We start from the raw sequence: 16,872 nt of genomic DNA, 5'->3' as shown, positions 1-16,872 counted from the left end.
GGGCCGGCTGCAAGGAATGCAACGGGATGGGCTACCAGGGGCGCAGTGCGATCGTCGAACTGCTCGATCTGAACGATGAAATGCGTGAGCTGATCGTCGAAAAGGTGCCGATTTCGCAACTCAAGAAAGCGGCTGTAAAGTCCGGGACCCGGTTTCTTCGGGAATCGGCTCTCGAAAAAGTGCTGACCGGGGTTTCCACGCTCAAGGAAATCAACCGGGTCACGTTTGTTGAAAAGGTGGAAGCAGGGTGATTCGTCGTAATTTTATCAGTCTGGATATCTGCGGCGGAGAGTTGCGTGGAGTGGCGCTACGCCGTCAGGGGACAAAAACGGTTGTCCTGACCGGAGCCAAAACCACGCCATTGCCCGAAAACACCTGGGCCCTGTCGGTGCGGGATGCGAATATCCTCGACCGTCCGCGTTTTATTGCCGCGGTCAAGGCGACCCTGGATCCACTTGCCGGCGGCGAGGACCGGATCGCCCTGTCGTTGCCCGATCCCATCGGTCGAATTCTGATGACCGAGGTGGACAGCACCTTCAAGTCACGGCAAGAGGGGGTCGAGGTTGTCAAATGGCAGCTGAAAAAGAGCTTCCCGGCTGAAGCCAAGGATATGCAGCTGGACTACCAGGTGCTGGAGAAGACCGAGGCCGGCAGGTACCGGCTGCTGGTGTCGATGATCGTTCGCAGCGTGCTCCATCAGTATGAAGAGGTTCTTTCCGAGGCCGGCTATCATCCCGTCCTTGTCGACTTCCATTCTCCGAATCTCTACAATTACTATCGCTCCCGACTCGACCTGGGCAACGACTTCATCCTGGTCGGAATCGATGGAAACCAGTTGGGCCTGCAATTTTTCCAAGGGAAGAAGCCCTGTTTTCACCGGCATAAACGGGTTGTTGCCGCACCCGCTGAAGTTTTCAAGGAAATAAACATGTCGTTTGCTTCGATTCGTGAAAACTACCCGGGCTTTCAGCGTGCTGCCGTTTTTCTGCATTGTGACTGGGCCGAGCGTGGTGCTCTGATCGATGCGCTGAAAGCGGCCTTCGAGAGAGATGTCATTGTGCTCGATCCAAAGGTCGAGCGGCTTGTCGTCAAACCGCTGTCGTATGGTGTGGCGGTCAGTCCGAACCTGGCTGCCGCCATCGGCGCAGCCGAGCGGTTGATGTGAGGTGATGACATGAAACTGACCCTCAACCTGGCCAGTCGTTCCTATCTCAATCGGCGCGCCCTGCGTTTTTCATACTTTGCGGTGATCGCGGTGCTGGCGCTTTTGCTGGCCGTCAACATGTACGGCTATTGGCATGCCCGTAACCGGGTCGGCCTGCTCAATGGCCGGTTGGCCGATGTAGAGCAGCAGATGCTCGTTGAAAAGGGGCCCGTGTCGCGGGCGCTCACTCCCCGGGAACAGGAACAACTGGTCACCGATGTTGAATTTGCTAATGAAATTCTGAAAAAAGACGGCTTTCGCTGGACCTTGCTGCTCGACCGCCTGGAGGCCGTTTTGCCCGAGCGGGTCAGTATCCGCGGGATCCGGCCGAATTATCGCGAGGGATCCTTCAACCTCACGGGGGATGCCCGCACGGTCGCTGACCTGCGGATGTTTCTCGATAACCTGAGCGGGTCCGCCGATTTCAACGATGTCTACCTGCTGCAGCAAGCCCGACAGGAGCGCAAGGAAGGCGCCGGCCTGATCGGTTTTTCGATCGTCGTGAAAGGGGCCTTTTGACATGCCAAGGGACTCGCTGCTGCTTGCCGCATGGCAGATGGATAAAAAACTTCCCCTGGTGGTGGTTTTTCTGCTGCTGCTGAATATCGGTGCCTTTGCCGGCATGAGATACCTCGTTTCACCGCGGGTGGAGACCCTGGAGCGGGAATATATCGAACGCCAGACTGCACTTCGCCAGAGTCGCGTGGATGGCAGGGCCCCGCAGGAACCGCACGACGAGTATCTGGCCGCAGGCGATGATTTGAAGACGTTCTGGCAGGCGATCCCCCTGCGGTCGGAGTTTACCGTGCTGATCGGTGAGCTTTTCACCCTGGCGGAGGAGGCCGGGCTGGAGATCAACCAGATCAGCTATGACCCGGAGCCGATCGAGGAGCGTGATCTGCTGCGTTACGGCCTGGTCTTCTCGGTGGGCGGGGGCTACAGCCAGGTCAAGCGCTTTGTCCATTCGCTTGAGCAGTCTGACCGTCTTGTCGCCATCGAGGATGTCGCCCTGACCGGCAGCAGTGAGCAGGGGCAGGAGCAGGTCAGGCTCAGCCTGCGCTTGTCGACTTTATTCAGAACGAGGGCGTTATGAACCGCCAGAAACTCGTCCTTGCGGCGTTGCTGGCAATTTTGGGGCTGGCTGTCTGGTATGCCTACTGGGCTTCGCCGCGGCAGGAGAGGGTGGCCAGGGCTACCGGTTCGGCGGCCAAGGTCAAGCCGACCCGTGACGTATCGCCTGAGTTGACCCCCACCGACAAAAGGCGGGTTCGGCTGGAAATCCTGGAGCGCGGGATGGATGCCTTTTCGGAGCCTACGCGGGACATCTTTCGCCTGACCCCGCCGCGGCCCATCGCTGCGGCGTCCAAACCAGTCGTTGCGGCACCGCCGCCGGCACCGCCGACTCCTGTCTTTCCGCCGATGCAGATGACAAGCCCGGCCGCACTGCAGGGGAGCTCGGTCCGGTTTAACGTTCTTGGGTTCCTGAAAAAAGAAAATCAGCAAAAAACGGTTTTCCTCGCTCTCGACAATGACATCTTCATCGTCAAGGAAGGGGATCGCTTCGGTAAAAACAAGGAGTTCGAAGCGGAGGAAATTACCGATGAAAAGCTCGTTGTTCGGCAGGGGGACGGAAACTTTCCGATAACGGTTCCGCTGGGCGACAAGAAAGCTCCCCCGCCGATCTCTTCTTCTCCGATGGCGTTACCGCCGATGCCGCCGAACGCCGGTCGCTTTCCGGGCAGTGTGCGCCCGACCAGTTTCCGGCCTCCCCCGATTCAGATAGAATATGACGAGGAGGAGGAAGATGAGGACGAAGAAGATTTCGAGGAGGATGAAGATTTCGAGGACGATTTCGAAGACTCCGAAGAGGAAGATCTCTCGACTGACAACGAACAGCCTACTGATGAAATCGAATCCACTAATCCCGATGCCGGGAGCAATGGGTCATTGCAGCTGAGGAGTATGATTTAATGAATGGAAAGCTTGTTGGGCATGCCGTTGTGTTCGGTCTGCTGCTGGCTCTTTTAGGAGGATGTGCCGGCTCCCGGGCGTTCAAGGAGGGGGAAGCTTACCAGCGCCAGGGCAAGCATGATCAGGCGGTGGCCAGCTTTAACGAAGCCGTGTCCATTTCTCCCAAGAGCAGGGAATATCGTCTGAACCTGGTGAAAGCCAAGAGCGATGCGGCCTGGGCGCATCTCGAAAAAGGGCGCACCCTGGCTGCCCGCCATCAGTACGACGAGGCGTTGTTCGAGTTCCGTCAGTCCCAGGCCCTCGATCCTTCTCTGGCGGTCGCTGTTCAGGAAATCGAACGGACTGAAACCCTGGTCCAGTCGGAGAAACTCATCGATGAAGCCGACGCCTTTTACCGGTCCCGCCGTTTTGGCAATGCCAAGAACAACCTGACCCGTGCGCTGGAGCTCAACCCCGGCAATCGCAGGGCTCTCGAGCTGCTTGAAAAAGTTCAGCAGGGTCGCAATACCGTCATCGACGGTTTTGAACTCGACGTTTCCTCGGAGACGCCGATCACCCTGACCTTCAAGTCCGCCAAAACCAAGGAGGTGTTCAACATCCTTTCCCAGTTGTCGGGAATCAACTTCATCTTCGACGAGGACATGAAAGAGCAAAGCGTTACCCTGGCGCTGGAAAAAGCGTCCTTTGCCCAGGCCATGGAGCTGCTGCTCAGACTCAACGATCTGGGCAAGAAGGTGCTCAACAGCAAAACCATCATCATTTACAGCAACACCAAGGAAAAAAACAAGCAGTACGAAGACCATATCATCCAGACCTTCTACCTGTCGAACATCGATGCCAAAAAGGCCGTCAACCTGCTGCGCACCATGCTGCAGCTGCGCAAGGTTTATGTTCATGAAGAGCTCAACGCCCTGGTCGTAAGGGACAAGCCTGAAGTGATCAAGCTGGCCCAGCAGATTCTCGAATCGGCCGATCGTGGAGATTCCGAAGTGGTCTTCGACCTGGAACTGGTGGAGGTCAACCATACGGATGCTCTCACCATCGGCCCTAAATTGAGCCCTTATCAAGCGAGTCTGGGGTTTGCCAAAACCAGCGACACGACTATCGTGAGCGGGGCGCTCAGCTCGGGGACGACTGAAGTTGCCAGTCTTGTCCAAAGTTTAAATAATTTGCAGACGTTCTACACGGTTCCGACGGTAACCTTTGATTTGCTGAAGACTCAGAGCGACGCCGAAGTACTATCCAACCCTAAAATCCGTGTCAAAAACAAAGAGAAGGCCAAGGTTCATATCGGCAGTAGGGAACCGGTTATAACGGTGACCATCAATGGAGACCAGACCTCGGAAAGTGTGCAATATGTTGACGTTGGGGTGAAGCTCGATGTCGAACCGATGGTCCATCTGGATAACACGGTTGATACCAAGCTGAGCCTGGAAGTCAGCACGGTTTCTAACAGGGAAAAGAGCACGGAAACCGGCACGACGGTTCTTACCCTGTCTACAACCAATGCGCAGACGGTGTTGAGTCTTAAAGACGGCGAACAGACGATTATCGGCGGTTTGATCCGCGATGATTCGACCAAAGGAAAGAATACGATCCCCTTCTTGGGCGATATCCCGCTCCTGGGCAAGCTTTTTACCAGTCACAGCAACAACAAGAGCAAACGGGAAATTCTCCTTTCGATCACCCCGCATATCGTGAAAAGCCTCGCTATGCCCAATGCCGATGTGGCCAGCATCTGGTCTGGCGGCGAGGATGACCTCAAGGCGGGCCCCAATTTCGGTTCGTTTGCCGCCTTCAGGCCCGAACTCGAGGAGCCGCCGTTGGCCGCGGCACCCGCCCTGATGCCGTCGGCGCCGGTTGCGGCGGGAGTTGCGGCTCCGGCCGCTGCGCAAGCCGCCGACCTCGAGGTCGAGGAGGTTGAAGACTATGATGAAGTGGTTGATTACGTCGAAGAGGATGATGCCGTTGTCGAATTGCAGACGGCGGTAAATGTCGGCAGGGACCTGCCCGGACCGCTTCCGCCGTCGCAACCGGCAGACATTCCGGCTCCGGTCTCCCCGGCGGTCGCGCCGTTGCCCGCGGTGCCCGCACCCTTGTCCGCGCCAGTGCCTCCCGCCCCGGTTCAGCCGGCGGAACGCATTGAGCAGGTGACCATGGCTCCGCCGGCGCTGCCGCAGGTTGCGCAGCGGGCCCGGATTTATTTTTCCGGTTCGGGGTTGGTCAACGTGAACAAGGAATTCGTTCTTGAAGCGATGGTCGATGAAGTGGCCGATCTGTACAGTGCCCCGCTGTTCGTTCGTTTCGACCCGCAACTGTTGACTTTCGTACGGGCCGAAGAGGGGGAGTTTCTGAGACAGGGCGGGCAATCGACCCTCTTCACCACCAGTGTCAACAATGACAAGGGTGAGCTGATCGTCGGCCACAAGCAGGGACTTGGCGGGGCCGGCGTCACCGGTGGCGGGAAGCTGTTCCGGTTGGTCTTCAAGGGCCGTTCGGCCGGGCAGACGCAGGTCGGCTTTGACCGGGTCAATTTCCGCAACCCGGCCGGCAACCGCCTGGTCGTGCTGCCCATGTCCTTTACCCTGGAGGTTCGGTAACCATCCCATGAGGGGCTGGAGTGGGCCATACAATCCCAGGGGGCTGACCCTGGTCGAACTGCTGATCGCCATGGCGATTCTCTCCATTCTGGCAGCCGCCGTGTTGCCGGTTGCCGAGGTGACGGTGCGGCGCAGCAAAGAGATCGAGCTGCGCCGGAACCTGCGGGAAATCCGCACCGCGATCGATGCCTACAAGGCCGACTATGATAAGGCGGTCGAGGAGAACACCCTGCCCGGAGGGGCCACGCTGGGGGATTCGGGGTACCCCGAAGATCTTGAAACCCTGGTGAAGGGCAAGGACTGGGGGGGGGCCAGCAAGGAGAAGAGGAAGTACTTGCGCCGGATTCCGCAGGACCCCTTCGATGAGTATGACGAGGGCTGGGGGTTGCGGTCCTACGCTGATGATGCTGATTCCACGGTCTGGGGCGGCGATGACATTTACGATGTCTACTCGCAGAGCACTGCTACCGCTCTGGATGGAACACTCTACAATACCTGGTAAGATGTCATTTATGAAATTTCTACAGTTAGCGCCGCGCCGCCATCCCGGGGGATTCACCCTGGTCGAATTACTGATCGTCATGTCCGTGATCGGCATATTGGCCGCCATTTCCGTGCCGAGTTACAAGCGCAGCCTGGTCAAGGCCCGAGAGGCCGTGCTGATGGAAGATCTCTACCAGATGCGCCGCGCCGCCGATGCCTTTTACGCGGACAACGCCCGTTATCCCGACTCGCTGGAAGACCTGGTCAACAGCAAGTACCTTCGGGGCGCCCCGCAGGATCCCTTTACCAATGACAATGAATGGGATTGCCTGCCTCCCGAGGCGTCGGATGATGGCGAACTCGCCCCGGGCGGCTGCTTCGATTTCCGCAGTCTCAGCGACCTGGTGGGGCTCAACGGAATCCCTTATAGCGAGTGGTAGCGGAAATGATCCAGATCTATAATGTCAGCAAGGCATATCGCAAGGATTCCGCCGCCCTCTCCGATCTCAACCTGAAAATCCCGAAGGGGGATTTTGTCTATATCACCGGGCCGTCGGGGGCCGGCAAGTCGACCCTGCTGAAGCTCCTGTACGCCGCTGAAAAACCGAGCCGTGGCCAGATCCTCATCAACGGGCAGAACATCACCCGCATGGGAATTCGCCGGATCCCTTCGCTGCGCCGGCATCTGGGGATCGTGTTCCAGGATTTCAAGCTGCTCAATACGCGGACGGTCTTCGAGAATGTGGCCTTTCCCCTTGAGGTGCAGGGCAAGAAACGCTTCGAGGTAAGCAAAAAGGTCTTTCAGACCCTGAAACTGGTGGGGCTGGAACATAAGCTCCAGCGTCTGCCCCTGGAACTTTCCGGCGGCGAGCAGCAGCGGGTTGCCGTGGCCCGGGCGCTGGTGGTCGATCCCCTGGTGCTGATTGCCGATGAGCCGACCGGCAACCTCGACCCCGATGTGACTCTCGATATCATGGAGTTGTTCAAGGGGGCCAACGCACGGGGGTCGACGGTTCTGCTGGCCACCCACGATCGTGAGATGATCCGGCGTTTCCCGAGGCGGGTCATCACCCTGGAAGATGGTCGGCTTGTCGATGACCGGATGCCGTAGCTGCGCCCCGGGCGCAGAAATCATTTAAAGAGGGTTTAAACATCGGTGGAACGTCTTATCTATTTTATCCGCAGGGCTCTGCGCAACATGCGCCAGTGCCCTTTTCTTTGCAGCGTGGCGATCGGTACCGCCGCGGTGGCTCTGACCATTATCGCCTTTTTTGCCATCGTCGTCCTTAACGTGCAGCTGCTCACCGAACATTGGAGCCGGCAGGTCGAGATAGTCGCCTATCTCGATGCCGTTCCCGACGCCAAGAGTCTGCAAGGGCTGCAGGCAAAGATTCTCGCCTTGCCGGAAGTGGAAAGCGTCGATTATGTCACCCGGGAAGAAGCGTTCAGCCAGTTCCGGAAGCGGCTCGGCAACGATGCCGACCTGCTGAACGGCGTGGATGCCGATATCCTGCCCGCCTCCATGGAAATTGCCTTGAAGCCCCCCTTTCGCAACCAGGCCGGAGTCGATGGCGTGGTCAGCCGGCTGCAGAAAGAGGTCGGCCTGAAAGATCTCAAGTTCGGCCGCGAATGGCTGGAAAAGTTTGAATCCTTCGTTGCGCTGCTTAAGCTCGGCGGCGCGGTGATCGGGGGCTTTCTGCTCTTCGCCGCGCTCTTCATCGTGTCGAACACCATTCGACTCACCCAGTATGCGCGCCGGGACGAACTCGAGGTCATGGGGTTGGTGGGAGCCACCTCGATGTTCATCAAAACCCCTTTTCTTATCGAGGGGGCGATCCAGGGAGCGCTCGGCGGCATTATCGCCATTGTCGGTTCCTTTGCCCTGTTCCGGTTGTTTCTTCACGAGGGGCTCTCTTCGCTGCTGCTGGCGTCGGGCAGCGGTGCCATCGTTTTTCTGCCCCTGTCCTTTCAGGGGCTGCTTTTGGCCGCCGGGGTTTTTCTCGGCCTGTTCGGCAGCCTGATGTCCCTGCGCAAGCTGGTCCGGATCTGAATATCGTGCCCAGATTCCCAATGCATATCTGCCTCTGGCTGCTGTTGCTGCTGATCCCCTGCTCGCCGCTGTCCGCCGAAGAAAAAAAGATCGACGACACCCGGCAGACGCTGAAAGAGATCGAGCAGCGGATCGCCCAGGCCGCCAAATCCCTGTCGGAAAAACAGGCCCAGGAGAAGACGCTGGGCAATGACCTGAAAACCGTGGAGCGGGAGCTTGACCGTTTGCGCCAGCGGGTCGACTCCCAGGGGCAGCGCCTCGCTTCCCTGAAGCAGGACGTTGCCGCCGCCGAGCGGGAAATCGCAGCACAGCGAAATGCCTCCCTGGGGATGAAGGAGCAGGTCAACCGCCGCCTTCGCGCGCTGTACAAGGGGGGCGAGATGGGTTTGCTCAGGGCGTTCTTCAGCTCCGGCAGCCCGGCCCGGATGGCCGAGGATTACGACTATCTCGGGCGAATTGTCCGTAAGGACCGCGAACTTTTGACGACCTATCGCCAGCGCGTTGTTGAGCTTGAAGGCAGTTTGCAGAAGCTGGCCTCCCTGCGCCAGGAGCAGGAGCAGACGGTTGCCGCCGGACTGAAAGACCAGGAATCGGTCAAGGATGCCGTTCAGCTCAAGAAACGGCTGCTCAGCAAGGTGCAGCGGGACAAGGGCCAGATCGCTTCGGAGTTGGCCGAACTCAAGGAACGGGCCGCCCGGCTGTCCGGCCTGGTCAAAAAACTTGAATCGACCCAGACCCGGGAGTATACTGAAAAGCCGTCACTTTTCAGCGCCCAGAAGGGCCGTCTGCCGTGGCCGGTCAAGGGCCGGGTGAAGGTCGCTTTCGGGACCGGGCGCCACGCCGAACTTGGCACTCTCTACGAAAGCCACGGGATTGAAATCGCTGCCGCCAGAGATCAGCCGATCGCGGCTGTCTGGCAGGGCAAGGTGGTTTTCGCCAACTGGTTCAAGGGGTACGGCAACCTGCTTATCGTCGATCACGGCAACAGCTACTTCACCCTGTACGCTCAGGCGTCGCGACTGGAGAAACGAATAGGCGACCAGGTTCAGAAGGGGGAGACGGTTGCTTTTTCAGGCTTCGAGGGAAACGATGCGGTTTATTTCGAAATCAGGCACCGGGGTACCCCGCTTGACCCGGCGGCCTGGCTCGCCTCTCGCTGAGGTCATCCATTCCGGAGGAGACGCGGATGTTCAATAAACGGTGGTTCAGGGTTCTGGTGCTTCTGGCGTTTGTCCCGCTCGGCTGGTTTTCGGTCGGGCAGGTGGCCCGCCCCATTGCTGCCGAAGCCAAGTCCCAGTATGAAGATATCCGGCTCTTTACCGACGTTCTTTCGATCGTTCGCAAGAGCTACGTCGAAGAGGTCGACATGAAAGATCTGATCTACGGGGCGATCAACGGCATGCTGGCCTCTCTCGATCCCCATTCGTCCTTCATGCCGCCGGACGTCTACCGGGAAATGAAAATCGATACCCGTGGCGAATTCGGCGGTCTGGGCATAGAGATCACCATCAAGGACGGGATCCTGACCATCGTCTCCCCGATTGAAGACACTCCGGCTTACCGGGCCGGCCTGCAGGCCGGCGACCAGATTTTCAAAATCGAAGATCGGTTTACCAAGGATCTCAGCATCATGGATGCGGTCAAGCTGATGCGCGGCCCCAAGGGTTCGAAGATCAATATTACCATCATGCGTGAATCCTTTGAAAAACCGCGGGAGTTTCTGCTGACCCGGGAGATCATCAAGATCCACAGCGTCAAGTCGCGCACCCTTGAGGACGGCTACGGATATGTGCGGCTGGCGCAGTTCCAGGAGCGCAGCTCCGACGAACTGCAGGCTGCGCTCAAGAAGCTACGCAAGGAAAACGGCGGCAGTCTGAAGGGACTGGTCCTCGATTTGCGCAATAATCCGGGCGGCCTGCTCGACCAGGCGGTCAAGGTTTCGGATTCCTTCCTGGCCGACGGCCTCATCGTGTACACCGATGGCCGCGAGCAAGGGAGCCGGATGGAATTCAACGCCCATCCCAAGGGAACCGAAGACGACTACCCGATGGTGGTTCTCATCAACGGCGGCAGCGCCAGCGCCTCAGAGATTGTTTCCGGCGCCCTGCAGGATCATGAACGGGCCATCATCATGGGTACCCAGAGCTTCGGCAAGGGGTCGGTGCAGACCATTATCCCGCTCAGTGACGATTCAGGCCTGCGGCTGACCACAGCCCGTTATTACACCCCGCGGGGAACCTCGATTCAGGCCACCGGGATCACCCCCGACATCCTGGTGTCCCAGGTTGAAGTCAATAAGTCCGAAGAGGGCGCGCATTTCCGCGAAAAAGACCTGAAAAACCACATCGAAACCCCGGATGTGAAGAGCGAAGAGGCGGTCGAGGCCGATCCCCATAAGTTTGACCTGGAGTCGACCGATCGCCGCGACTACCAGTTGATGCGAGCCCTGGACCTGCTCAAGGGATTGCACATTTTTAAAGACCTGAAAACTCCCGCCGCCTGATCGACGATGCCGCAGTGACAAGCCCGGGGGGATGATCCATCCCCCCTTTTTTTGTGAAACGGAATATGCCCCCCAAAAAACGCTCGCGCGCCAAGCGCAGTCCCCGAAAAAAAAGCCAGGGTCGTCAGCTCAAAGTGCTGCTGGCTTCACTGGGCCTGGTCGGCTTCCTGCTGGTCAGCCTGCTGCTGTTGTCGTACCTGCGGCAGTCCTGGCTGCCGAAACCGGTTCCTCCGGTTCAAACCGGGGAATTTGTGCTGGAGGACCTGCGGGTCGAACTCGAGAGCGCCCTGCTTCGCAGCGGCATTTCCCTGGACCAGGTCACGACCGGCCAGCAGGATGGCATAGCCACTTTTGACGTGAGCAGTCCCTATCCTCCGGCAGAGGTTCTCAGTTCGCTCGCCGAGCGGGTGCAGCGGGTGACGCCAGCGGCGCACATCGATACCGGGATCAGTTCCGATGCGATAGCGGTCTACCTGGAGAACCGGATCGTCTACCTGGTGCGCTTTGCGCCCCCGCCGGTCGAACCGCCCCCTCCGCCGCCCGAACCGCTCCCCCCAACTCCGGCCCCGCCAACCCGGGCGCGGGTGGCGATCATCATGGATGATCTCGGTCAGGATATGCATTCGGCCCGAACCCTGCTGAACATCGACCTGGCGGTGACTTTCGCCATTATTCCGCAGAACGAGAAGGCGCCGCGGGTGGCGGCCCTGGCTCACCAGGCCGGCCGTGAAGTGCTGGTGCATATCCCGATGGAGCCTAAGGGATACCCGGCCATGAACCCCGGCGCCGACGCCCTGTTCGTGAAGCTGCCGGCCGAGGAGGTCCGGCGTCGTTTCCAAGGCTACCTGAAGCGGGTGCCCCATGCCGTCGGCGGCAACAACCACATGGGTTCACAGTTTACCCAGAACCGCGAGCAGATGGCTGTCGTCATCGAAGAAATGCGCAAGGCGGGGTTGTTTTTCGTCGACAGTCGGACCAGCGGAAAATCGGTCGCTTTCGACGTGGCCCGGGCAGCCGGAGTGCCGGCGGCCGGTCGCGACGTTTTTCTGGACAATGTGCAGAAGGAAGAGCTGATTGCTCAGGAAATCCGCAAGCTGGTGCGGCTGGCGATCAAAAAAGGGCAGGCCGTGGGCATCTGTCACCCCTATCCGCAGACGATGGCGGCATTGCGTCGCGAGGCCGGGTATATCCGGTCGCAGGGGGTCGAGGTGGTGCCGGTTTCGCAGCTGTTGGTTCGTTAGTGCCCCCCGTGGTCCCTTCACCGCACGGGATCTTCGAAGGCCGTCGGTTCAGGTGAAGTCCGGCAGCCGCTTTCGGCGGCATCCTTGTCAGTCGGCGGGGAGCTGGGCCGCGATCTTGTCGGCAATCCGCCGGAACTGCCGGTACTGTTCATCGTAGAGAATTTCTTCGGCAAAATCCGAACTGACCCGGCGAATCAGCAGAAAAGCGTCTCCCAGGCGGGTTTCCCCATCGAGCAGGGCGGTTCGCTGGAGCAGCGGTCCGAGCAGCGGCAGGGGCTCCTGTCCGGCGGCCTGGTTCAGCTCGGTCAGCTCGATGATTTTGTGGGAGATTTCCAGGCCCTCTTCGTCGAACCGGTAAAAGGAGAGCTGCTGCTGGTAATGGCCGCGGGTGTTCGGCGCCCGGCGCAGCACGAAATAAGAGCGCTGCGCCGATTCACGGAAAAGGTCGCGCAGCGGGTCGCTGGTGTCGATCTGCCGGCGCGAGCGGTAAAAGTAGGGAAAGACCAGGCTGGCGAAGCAGTCCTCTTCGAGAAATCCCGCGGCTGAACCGTCGGAGGTTTCGCAGTAGTAGCCCGCCGGGGCGATCGCTTCAGCGCCGACCAGGGGGGTGCCGCACAGCAGGCAATCGCTCTGCAGGTTCGCCCGCCGGGTCGCAAAGGATTCGTCCCGTTCCGACTTCTGCTGGCTTATTTCTGCCGTCACCTGGTCGAGGCGGCGTTCCTGGTTTTCGAGGGTTTCCAGGTAGATCTGCCGGGCCAGGTGGGCAAACTGCACATGCACCTCGGTCCCTCTGCCGTGGGTGATGACCGGGTAAATCCTGCCTTCAGGGTTGGTGTTGAGCGATTCGACCTTGGGGCTTTTGGCGATATAGCCTTCCAGGCAGCGATAGCCACGGTTGATGGCATAGGCCTTGAGCAGCTGGTAGGGGTCGCGGAACGGGCCGTCGTAATGAATGCGCTGGTCGACCAGGCAGGGGAGTACCCGGATGGTTCGGCGTGACAGTTGCTGGCGGTCGAAAAAACTGTAAAGGTGTTTGCAGTTTTCCAGCGACGGGGCATCCTTGACCGGCACCACCACCCGGTCTGCGGCGAACAGGGCATTCTGGGTGAAAACGTCGAGATCGGGGCGGGTATCGATGATGACGATGCCGGAAAGGTCAGAGGCCGCCAGGATCCGGGCCAGTCGTCCGGGGTCGGTGACCTGGTCGCGGATGCTCCAGAGCTCGCCGCTTGACGGGATGAACTGGACACCGTATTCGCCCAGTTCCAGGTTCTCCCCGACCGTCTCTTCGACCAGCATCTGCAGCACGTTGCCCGGTCGCGCGCCGCGCCCGATGCGGAACATGCGGTCGACGGAGAAATGATTGTCAAAACTGAACAGGGTGACCGGCAGATCCTCGTGCATGGCCTTGAGATAGATGGCCAGGTTGGTGGCCAGGGTGGTTTTGCCCACTCCCCCCTTTTCGCTCGAGATCGTAACAACATAAGGTCGGGACATCAGGGTTCCTTTTTTTTCGGAAGATAGGCCTATATAGGGCAGAATGCTTGAAAAGTCAACCTTAAACCCCAATATGTAGTAGTGATGATGATGCGAGAAAAGACTTCCATACTTACCGTTTCCCGGCTTAACGCCCTGCTGCGCGAGGTTGTCGAGGATAATTTTGTCGACGTTCTGGTCGAAGGGGAAATCTCAAATTTCTCCACCCCGGCTTCGGGGCATTGCTATTTTTCCCTCAAGGATGCCGATGCCCAGCTGCGGGCGGTGATGTTTCGCAGCCAGAGTCGCCTGCTCGGGTTTGCTCCGCAGAACGGCATGCAGGTGGTCTGCCGCGGGCGCGTCACTCTTTATCCCCAACGCGGAGAGCTGCAGCTGGTGGTGGAGAGCCTCGAACCCAAAGGGGTGGGGGGCCTGCAGCTGGCTTTCGAGCAGCTCAAGGCCAGGCTGGCGGCCGAGGGACTGTTCGATGCCGCTCGCAAGCGGGCGCTGCCGGCCTTCCCGAAAACGGTCGGGGTGGTCACTTCGGCGACCGGGGCCGCGATTCACGACATCCTCAACGTGCTGAGGCGGCGCGGTGCCGGCGTACGGGTGCTGTTGCGTGCGGTTCGGGTCCAGGGCGAGGGGGCGGCGAAAGAGATCGCCGAGGCCGTCGCCGAGCTGAATCGGCACGGTGAAGCGGATGTGCTCATCGTCGGCCGGGGGGGCGGGTCACTTGAAGATCTCTGGGCGTTCAACGAGGAGACGGTCGCCCGCGCCCTTTACGAATCGAAAATCCCGGTGATTTCGGCGGTCGGTCACGAGGTCGATTACACCATCGCCGACTTTGTTGCCGATTTGCGGGCGGCGACTCCGAGCGCCGCCGCCGAACTGATGGCCAAAAGCCGGCTCGAACTGGAGGGACACCTCGACCACCTGGTGCTGCGCCTGGCCGGACAGATGCGCAACCGCCTCGATTTGTGCAGCGAAAGGGTAAACGGACTGCTGCGCCGCCTGCGCTCGCCGCAGCAGCTACTGACCATGCAGCGGCAGCGCCAGCAGGAACTCGAGCGGCGCCTGCAGCTGGCCATGCGGCGCCGGCTGCATGACAACAACCGGCAGCTGGCCGCGCTCTCCGACCGTTTGCACAGCTTGTCGCCACTGCAGACGCTGGCGCGCGGTTATGCCATCGTGCTCGACGGGGAAACCGGTTTGGCGGTGCGGGACGCCGCCACCCTGGCCGCAGGAGACGCGGTGGAGATCCGTTTCCGCACGGGACGGGCGAGCGCGACCATCGTGGAGGCCGGGCCATGAAGACTGTCCTTTTCCTGGTTATTTGTCTGTTCCTGCCGGTTTTGGCCGGCGCCGGTCAGCTGACTCTCGAGCCGGCTGTGATTGCGGTCGGTGAAGTGGCGCTGCTTCGCTGGAGTGATCGCGAGGCGGTGGCGGGGGAGGTCGAATTCAACGGCCGGAGCTTTCCCCTCGTCATGGCCGGTCAAGGGGGGCAGGCCCTGCTCGGCACCGATCTCGACACGGCAGCGGGCAGCTATCCGGTCCGGGTTCGCCTGGACGGCTCGGAAGCGGTGGTCGAAGGTCGGCTGCAGGTCGTTTCGGCGCAGCGGGCGGAAGAGCGTCTCACCCTGCCGGAAGGCATGGTGTCGCCGAAGGATCCCGCGGTACTCCAGCGGATCGCGCGCGAGCAGAAGCTGCTGAAAGAGATTTTTGCCCGGCAGACGGCCGGACCGATCCCCGCGACTTTCCAGTTGCCGGTTGCCGACCCGATCGGCAGCCCTTTCGGGTTGCGCCGGATTCTCAACGGGAAACCCCGCTCGCCCCATGCCGGGGTCGATTTCCGCAGCCCCCTGGGCACTCCGGTCAAAGCCAGTGCGGCGGGGAGGGTCGTCTACGCCGGCGATCTGTATTACACCGGGTTGACCGTTGTGGTTGATCACGGCGGCGGGCTCTTTTCCCTGTACTGCCATCTTGACCGGATCACCTGTGCCGTCGACCAGCTGCTGGGGCCGGCCGAGGTGCTGGGGCAGGTCGGCAGCACCGGCCGGTCGACCGGCCCCCATCTGCATTGGGGGGTCAAGCTCCGTGGCGACCGGGTCGATCCGCTGGCGCTGACGAGCCTGCTGGGCGGTAAAAAGCCTTGACTCTCCAAGGACGTCACGGCCATAATTGCAACTTGCCTTAAAAGGACTGACATGCCGAAAAAAGAAACCTTTGAAACCGCCCTGAAGGCCCTGGAGAGAGCTGTTGACAGCCTGGAAGGCGAGGGTCTCGGTCTGGAGGAGTCGCTCGCCCGGTTTGAAGCCGGCGTGAAAAGCGCCGCCCTCTGCCAGAAACTGCTCAAGGATGTCGAAGTCCGGGTAGAGCAGCTGAGCCGGGCCAAGGACGGTGGTTTCACCTGCACCGATTTTGAAGAGACCTGAGGCGTGCTGCCTGGAGACACGATGGACCTGAAGAACTACCTCGGGCAACGGGCCGCGCTGGTCGACAAGGCCCTGGATGCGCTGCTGCCCGCCGAAGACACGCTCCCGGCGACTTTGCACAAGGCGATGCGCTATTCGGTTTTTGCCGGCGGCAAGCGGATCCGGCCGATCCTGGCCCTGGCGGCCTGCGAGGCCGTCGGCGGCAACCCGCAGCAGGCTCTGCCGGTCGCCTGCGCCCTGGAGATGATTCACACCTATTCGCTGATTCACGACGACCTGCCGGCCATGGACGACGACGACTTCCGCCGCGGTCGACCCACCAGTCACAAGGTTTTCGGTGAGGCATCGGCGATCCTGGCCGGCGACGCCCTGCTGACCCAGGCGTTTGTACTGCTGTCGAGTCCGGCGACCTGCGAACAGATCCCCGCGCACACCACCCTGCAAATCCTGCACACCATTGCCCGCTGTTCCGGTTCGATGGGAATGGTCGGCGGTCAGGTTGTGGACATGGAGTCGGAAGGCAAGCAGGTCGATTTCCCGGTGCTCGAGTACATTCACACGCGCAAGACCGGGGCCCTGTTGCTCGCCTCGATCCAGTGCGGCGGATTGGTCGGCGCTGCCGATGACGGGGCCATGGCGGCCTTGACCGCCTATGGCGAGGCGGCCGGGCTGGCGTTCCAAATCGCCGATGACATCCTCGATATCGTCGGTGAACAGACGGAACTCGGCAAGGATGTCGGCAGCGACCTGGCCCGCGGCAAGGTGACCTATCCCGCCCTGCTGGGACTGCCCGCGGCGCGGGAGCGAGCGCAGGAACTCAAGGAGATCGCTGTTCGTGCCCTGGCACCTTTGGGCGCCGCCGCCGAACCGCTGAAAGCAATTGCCCGCCATATCGTTGACCGCAGTTCGTGA

The 16,872-nt window shown here is 60.3% G+C and carries 17 protein-coding genes and 1 pseudogene; 17 read left to right on the top strand and 1 reads right to left on the bottom strand.

The window, feature by feature from the left end:
- The 13 genes and pseudogenes from ABYV89_RS01085 to ABYV89_RS01025 all read left to right on the top strand — a co-directional run.
- Nucleotides 1-251 (top strand): annotated as a pseudogene (locus ABYV89_RS01085) (pilus assembly protein PilB); the annotation flags it as partial.
- On the top strand, nucleotides 248-1,165 hold the full coding sequence (gene pilM / locus ABYV89_RS01080; protein ID WP_432821066.1) for a type IV pilus biogenesis protein PilM: 918 nt from the start codon (nucleotides 248-250) through the stop codon (nucleotides 1,163-1,165). The pseudogene ABYV89_RS01085 and the gene pilM, both read left to right, overlap by 4 nt.
- 9 nt (nucleotides 1,166-1,174) lie before the next feature.
- Nucleotides 1,175-1,723, top strand: a complete 549-nt coding sequence (locus ABYV89_RS01075) for a PilN domain-containing protein (protein WP_432821065.1) — start codon at nucleotides 1,175-1,177, stop codon at nucleotides 1,721-1,723.
- Between the two features lies 1 nt (nucleotide 1,724).
- The gene (gene pilO, locus ABYV89_RS01070; protein WP_432821064.1) at nucleotides 1,725-2,297 is read left to right on the top strand and encodes a type 4a pilus biogenesis protein PilO; all 573 of its coding nucleotides are present in this window, start codon (nucleotides 1,725-1,727) and stop codon (nucleotides 2,295-2,297) included.
- On the top strand, nucleotides 2,294-3,175 hold the full coding sequence (locus ABYV89_RS01065) for a hypothetical protein (protein WP_432821063.1): 882 nt from the start codon (nucleotides 2,294-2,296) through the stop codon (nucleotides 3,173-3,175). The genes pilO and ABYV89_RS01065 overlap by 4 nt, the downstream gene beginning before the upstream one ends.
- Nucleotides 3,175-5,775: a secretin N-terminal domain-containing protein gene (locus ABYV89_RS01060; protein WP_432821062.1), complete on the top strand. Its 2,601-nt coding sequence runs from the start codon at nucleotides 3,175-3,177 to the stop codon at nucleotides 5,773-5,775. The genes ABYV89_RS01065 and ABYV89_RS01060 overlap by 1 nt, the downstream gene beginning before the upstream one ends.
- 7 nt (nucleotides 5,776-5,782) lie before the next feature.
- The gene (locus ABYV89_RS01055) at nucleotides 5,783-6,277 is read left to right on the top strand and encodes a type II secretion system protein (RefSeq protein ID WP_432821061.1); all 495 of its coding nucleotides are present in this window, start codon (nucleotides 5,783-5,785) and stop codon (nucleotides 6,275-6,277) included.
- Nucleotides 6,278-6,287: 10 nt separating this feature from the next.
- Nucleotides 6,288-6,698 (top strand): type IV pilin protein, encoded by a 411-nt coding sequence (locus ABYV89_RS01050; protein WP_432821060.1) that lies wholly within the window; start codon nucleotides 6,288-6,290, stop codon nucleotides 6,696-6,698.
- 5 nt (nucleotides 6,699-6,703) lie between these two features.
- Nucleotides 6,704-7,369 carry a cell division ATP-binding protein FtsE gene (gene ftsE / locus ABYV89_RS01045; RefSeq protein ID WP_432821059.1) on the top strand — a complete coding sequence of 222 codons (666 nt, stop codon included), beginning with the start codon at nucleotides 6,704-6,706 and terminating at the stop codon, nucleotides 7,367-7,369.
- Between the two features lie 45 nt (nucleotides 7,370-7,414).
- Complete coding sequence (ftsX, locus tag ABYV89_RS01040; RefSeq protein ID WP_432821058.1) at nucleotides 7,415-8,308, top strand: permease-like cell division protein FtsX; 894 nt, start codon at nucleotides 7,415-7,417, stop codon at nucleotides 8,306-8,308.
- A 5-nt stretch (nucleotides 8,309-8,313) separates the two neighbouring features.
- A complete protein-coding gene (locus tag ABYV89_RS01035; RefSeq protein WP_432821057.1) occupies nucleotides 8,314-9,468 on the top strand; it encodes a murein hydrolase activator EnvC family protein in 1,155 nt (384 codons plus the stop codon).
- A gap of 26 nt (nucleotides 9,469-9,494) precedes the next feature.
- A complete protein-coding gene (locus tag ABYV89_RS01030; RefSeq protein ID WP_432821056.1) occupies nucleotides 9,495-10,811 on the top strand; it encodes a S41 family peptidase in 1,317 nt (438 codons plus the stop codon).
- A 65-nt stretch (nucleotides 10,812-10,876) separates the two neighbouring features.
- The gene (locus ABYV89_RS01025) at nucleotides 10,877-12,052 is read left to right on the top strand and encodes a divergent polysaccharide deacetylase family protein (protein WP_432821055.1); all 1,176 of its coding nucleotides are present in this window, start codon (nucleotides 10,877-10,879) and stop codon (nucleotides 12,050-12,052) included.
- A gap of 87 nt (nucleotides 12,053-12,139) precedes the next feature.
- Here the strand turns inward: ABYV89_RS01025 and ABYV89_RS01020 are convergent, their stop codons facing one another.
- Entirely contained in the window at nucleotides 12,140-13,549 is a 1,410-nt protein-coding gene (locus tag ABYV89_RS01020) for a ParA family protein (RefSeq protein WP_432821054.1), read from the bottom strand.
- An 84-nt stretch (nucleotides 13,550-13,633) separates the two neighbouring features.
- Here ABYV89_RS01020 and xseA point away from each other — a divergent pair, with 84 nt between their 5' ends.
- From xseA to ABYV89_RS01000, 4 genes are read left to right on the top strand one after another with little or no spacing between them, the layout of a single operon-like run.
- Nucleotides 13,634-14,839, top strand: a complete 1,206-nt coding sequence (xseA, locus tag ABYV89_RS01015) for an exodeoxyribonuclease VII large subunit (RefSeq protein ID WP_432821053.1) — start codon at nucleotides 13,634-13,636, stop codon at nucleotides 14,837-14,839.
- Complete coding sequence (locus ABYV89_RS01010) at nucleotides 14,836-15,681, top strand: M23 family metallopeptidase (protein ID WP_432821052.1); 846 nt, start codon at nucleotides 14,836-14,838, stop codon at nucleotides 15,679-15,681. Before xseA ends, ABYV89_RS01010 begins: the two co-directional genes overlap by 4 nt.
- Before the next feature lie 51 nt (nucleotides 15,682-15,732).
- Entirely contained in the window at nucleotides 15,733-15,960 is a 228-nt protein-coding gene (xseB, locus tag ABYV89_RS01005) for an exodeoxyribonuclease VII small subunit (protein ID WP_432821051.1), read from the top strand.
- A 21-nt stretch (nucleotides 15,961-15,981) separates the two neighbouring features.
- Nucleotides 15,982-16,872, top strand: coding sequence for a polyprenyl synthetase family protein (locus ABYV89_RS01000; protein WP_432821050.1), 891 nt, complete (start codon nucleotides 15,982-15,984; stop codon nucleotides 16,870-16,872).

This window comes from Trichloromonas sp. (genome assembly GCF_041583255.1).
Classification (GTDB): domain Bacteria; phylum Desulfobacterota; class Desulfuromonadia; order Desulfuromonadales; family Trichloromonadaceae; genus Trichloromonas.
Note: the sequence above shows the minus strand (reverse complement) of the source record. Positions and strands in the feature narration are given on the sequence as shown.

Bases quoted from the DNA above. Each gene is read 5' to 3' on its own strand.
- ABYV89_RS01025 (WP_432821055.1), top strand. From the start codon at position 10,877: ATGCCCCCCAAAAAACGCTCGCGCGCCAAGCGCAGTCCCCGAAAAAAA.
- ABYV89_RS01055 (WP_432821061.1), top strand. From the start codon at position 5,783: ATGAGGGGCTGGAGTGGGCCATACAATCCCAGGGGGCTGACCCTGGTC.
- ABYV89_RS01050 (WP_432821060.1), top strand. From the start codon at position 6,288: ATGAAATTTCTACAGTTAGCGCCGCGCCGCCATCCCGGGGGATTCACC.
- ABYV89_RS01010 (WP_432821052.1), top strand. From the start codon at position 14,836: ATGAAGACTGTCCTTTTCCTGGTTATTTGTCTGTTCCTGCCGGTTTTG.
- ftsE (WP_432821059.1), top strand. From the start codon at position 6,704: ATGATCCAGATCTATAATGTCAGCAAGGCATATCGCAAGGATTCCGCC.
- ABYV89_RS01075 (WP_432821065.1), top strand. From the start codon at position 1,175: ATGAAACTGACCCTCAACCTGGCCAGTCGTTCCTATCTCAATCGGCGC.
- xseA (WP_432821053.1), top strand. From the start codon at position 13,634: ATGATGATGCGAGAAAAGACTTCCATACTTACCGTTTCCCGGCTTAAC.
- ABYV89_RS01065 (WP_432821063.1), top strand. From the start codon at position 2,294: ATGAACCGCCAGAAACTCGTCCTTGCGGCGTTGCTGGCAATTTTGGGG.
- ABYV89_RS01020 (WP_432821054.1), bottom strand. From the start codon at position 13,549: ATGTCCCGACCTTATGTTGTTACGATCTCGAGCGAAAAGGGGGGAGTG.
- ABYV89_RS01000 (WP_432821050.1), top strand. From the start codon at position 15,982: ATGGACCTGAAGAACTACCTCGGGCAACGGGCCGCGCTGGTCGACAAG.
- pilO (WP_432821064.1), top strand. From the start codon at position 1,725: ATGCCAAGGGACTCGCTGCTGCTTGCCGCATGGCAGATGGATAAAAAA.
- ABYV89_RS01030 (WP_432821056.1), top strand. From the start codon at position 9,495: ATGTTCAATAAACGGTGGTTCAGGGTTCTGGTGCTTCTGGCGTTTGTC.
- ABYV89_RS01060 (WP_432821062.1), top strand. From the start codon at position 3,175: ATGAATGGAAAGCTTGTTGGGCATGCCGTTGTGTTCGGTCTGCTGCTG.
- xseB (WP_432821051.1), top strand. From the start codon at position 15,733: ATGCCGAAAAAAGAAACCTTTGAAACCGCCCTGAAGGCCCTGGAGAGA.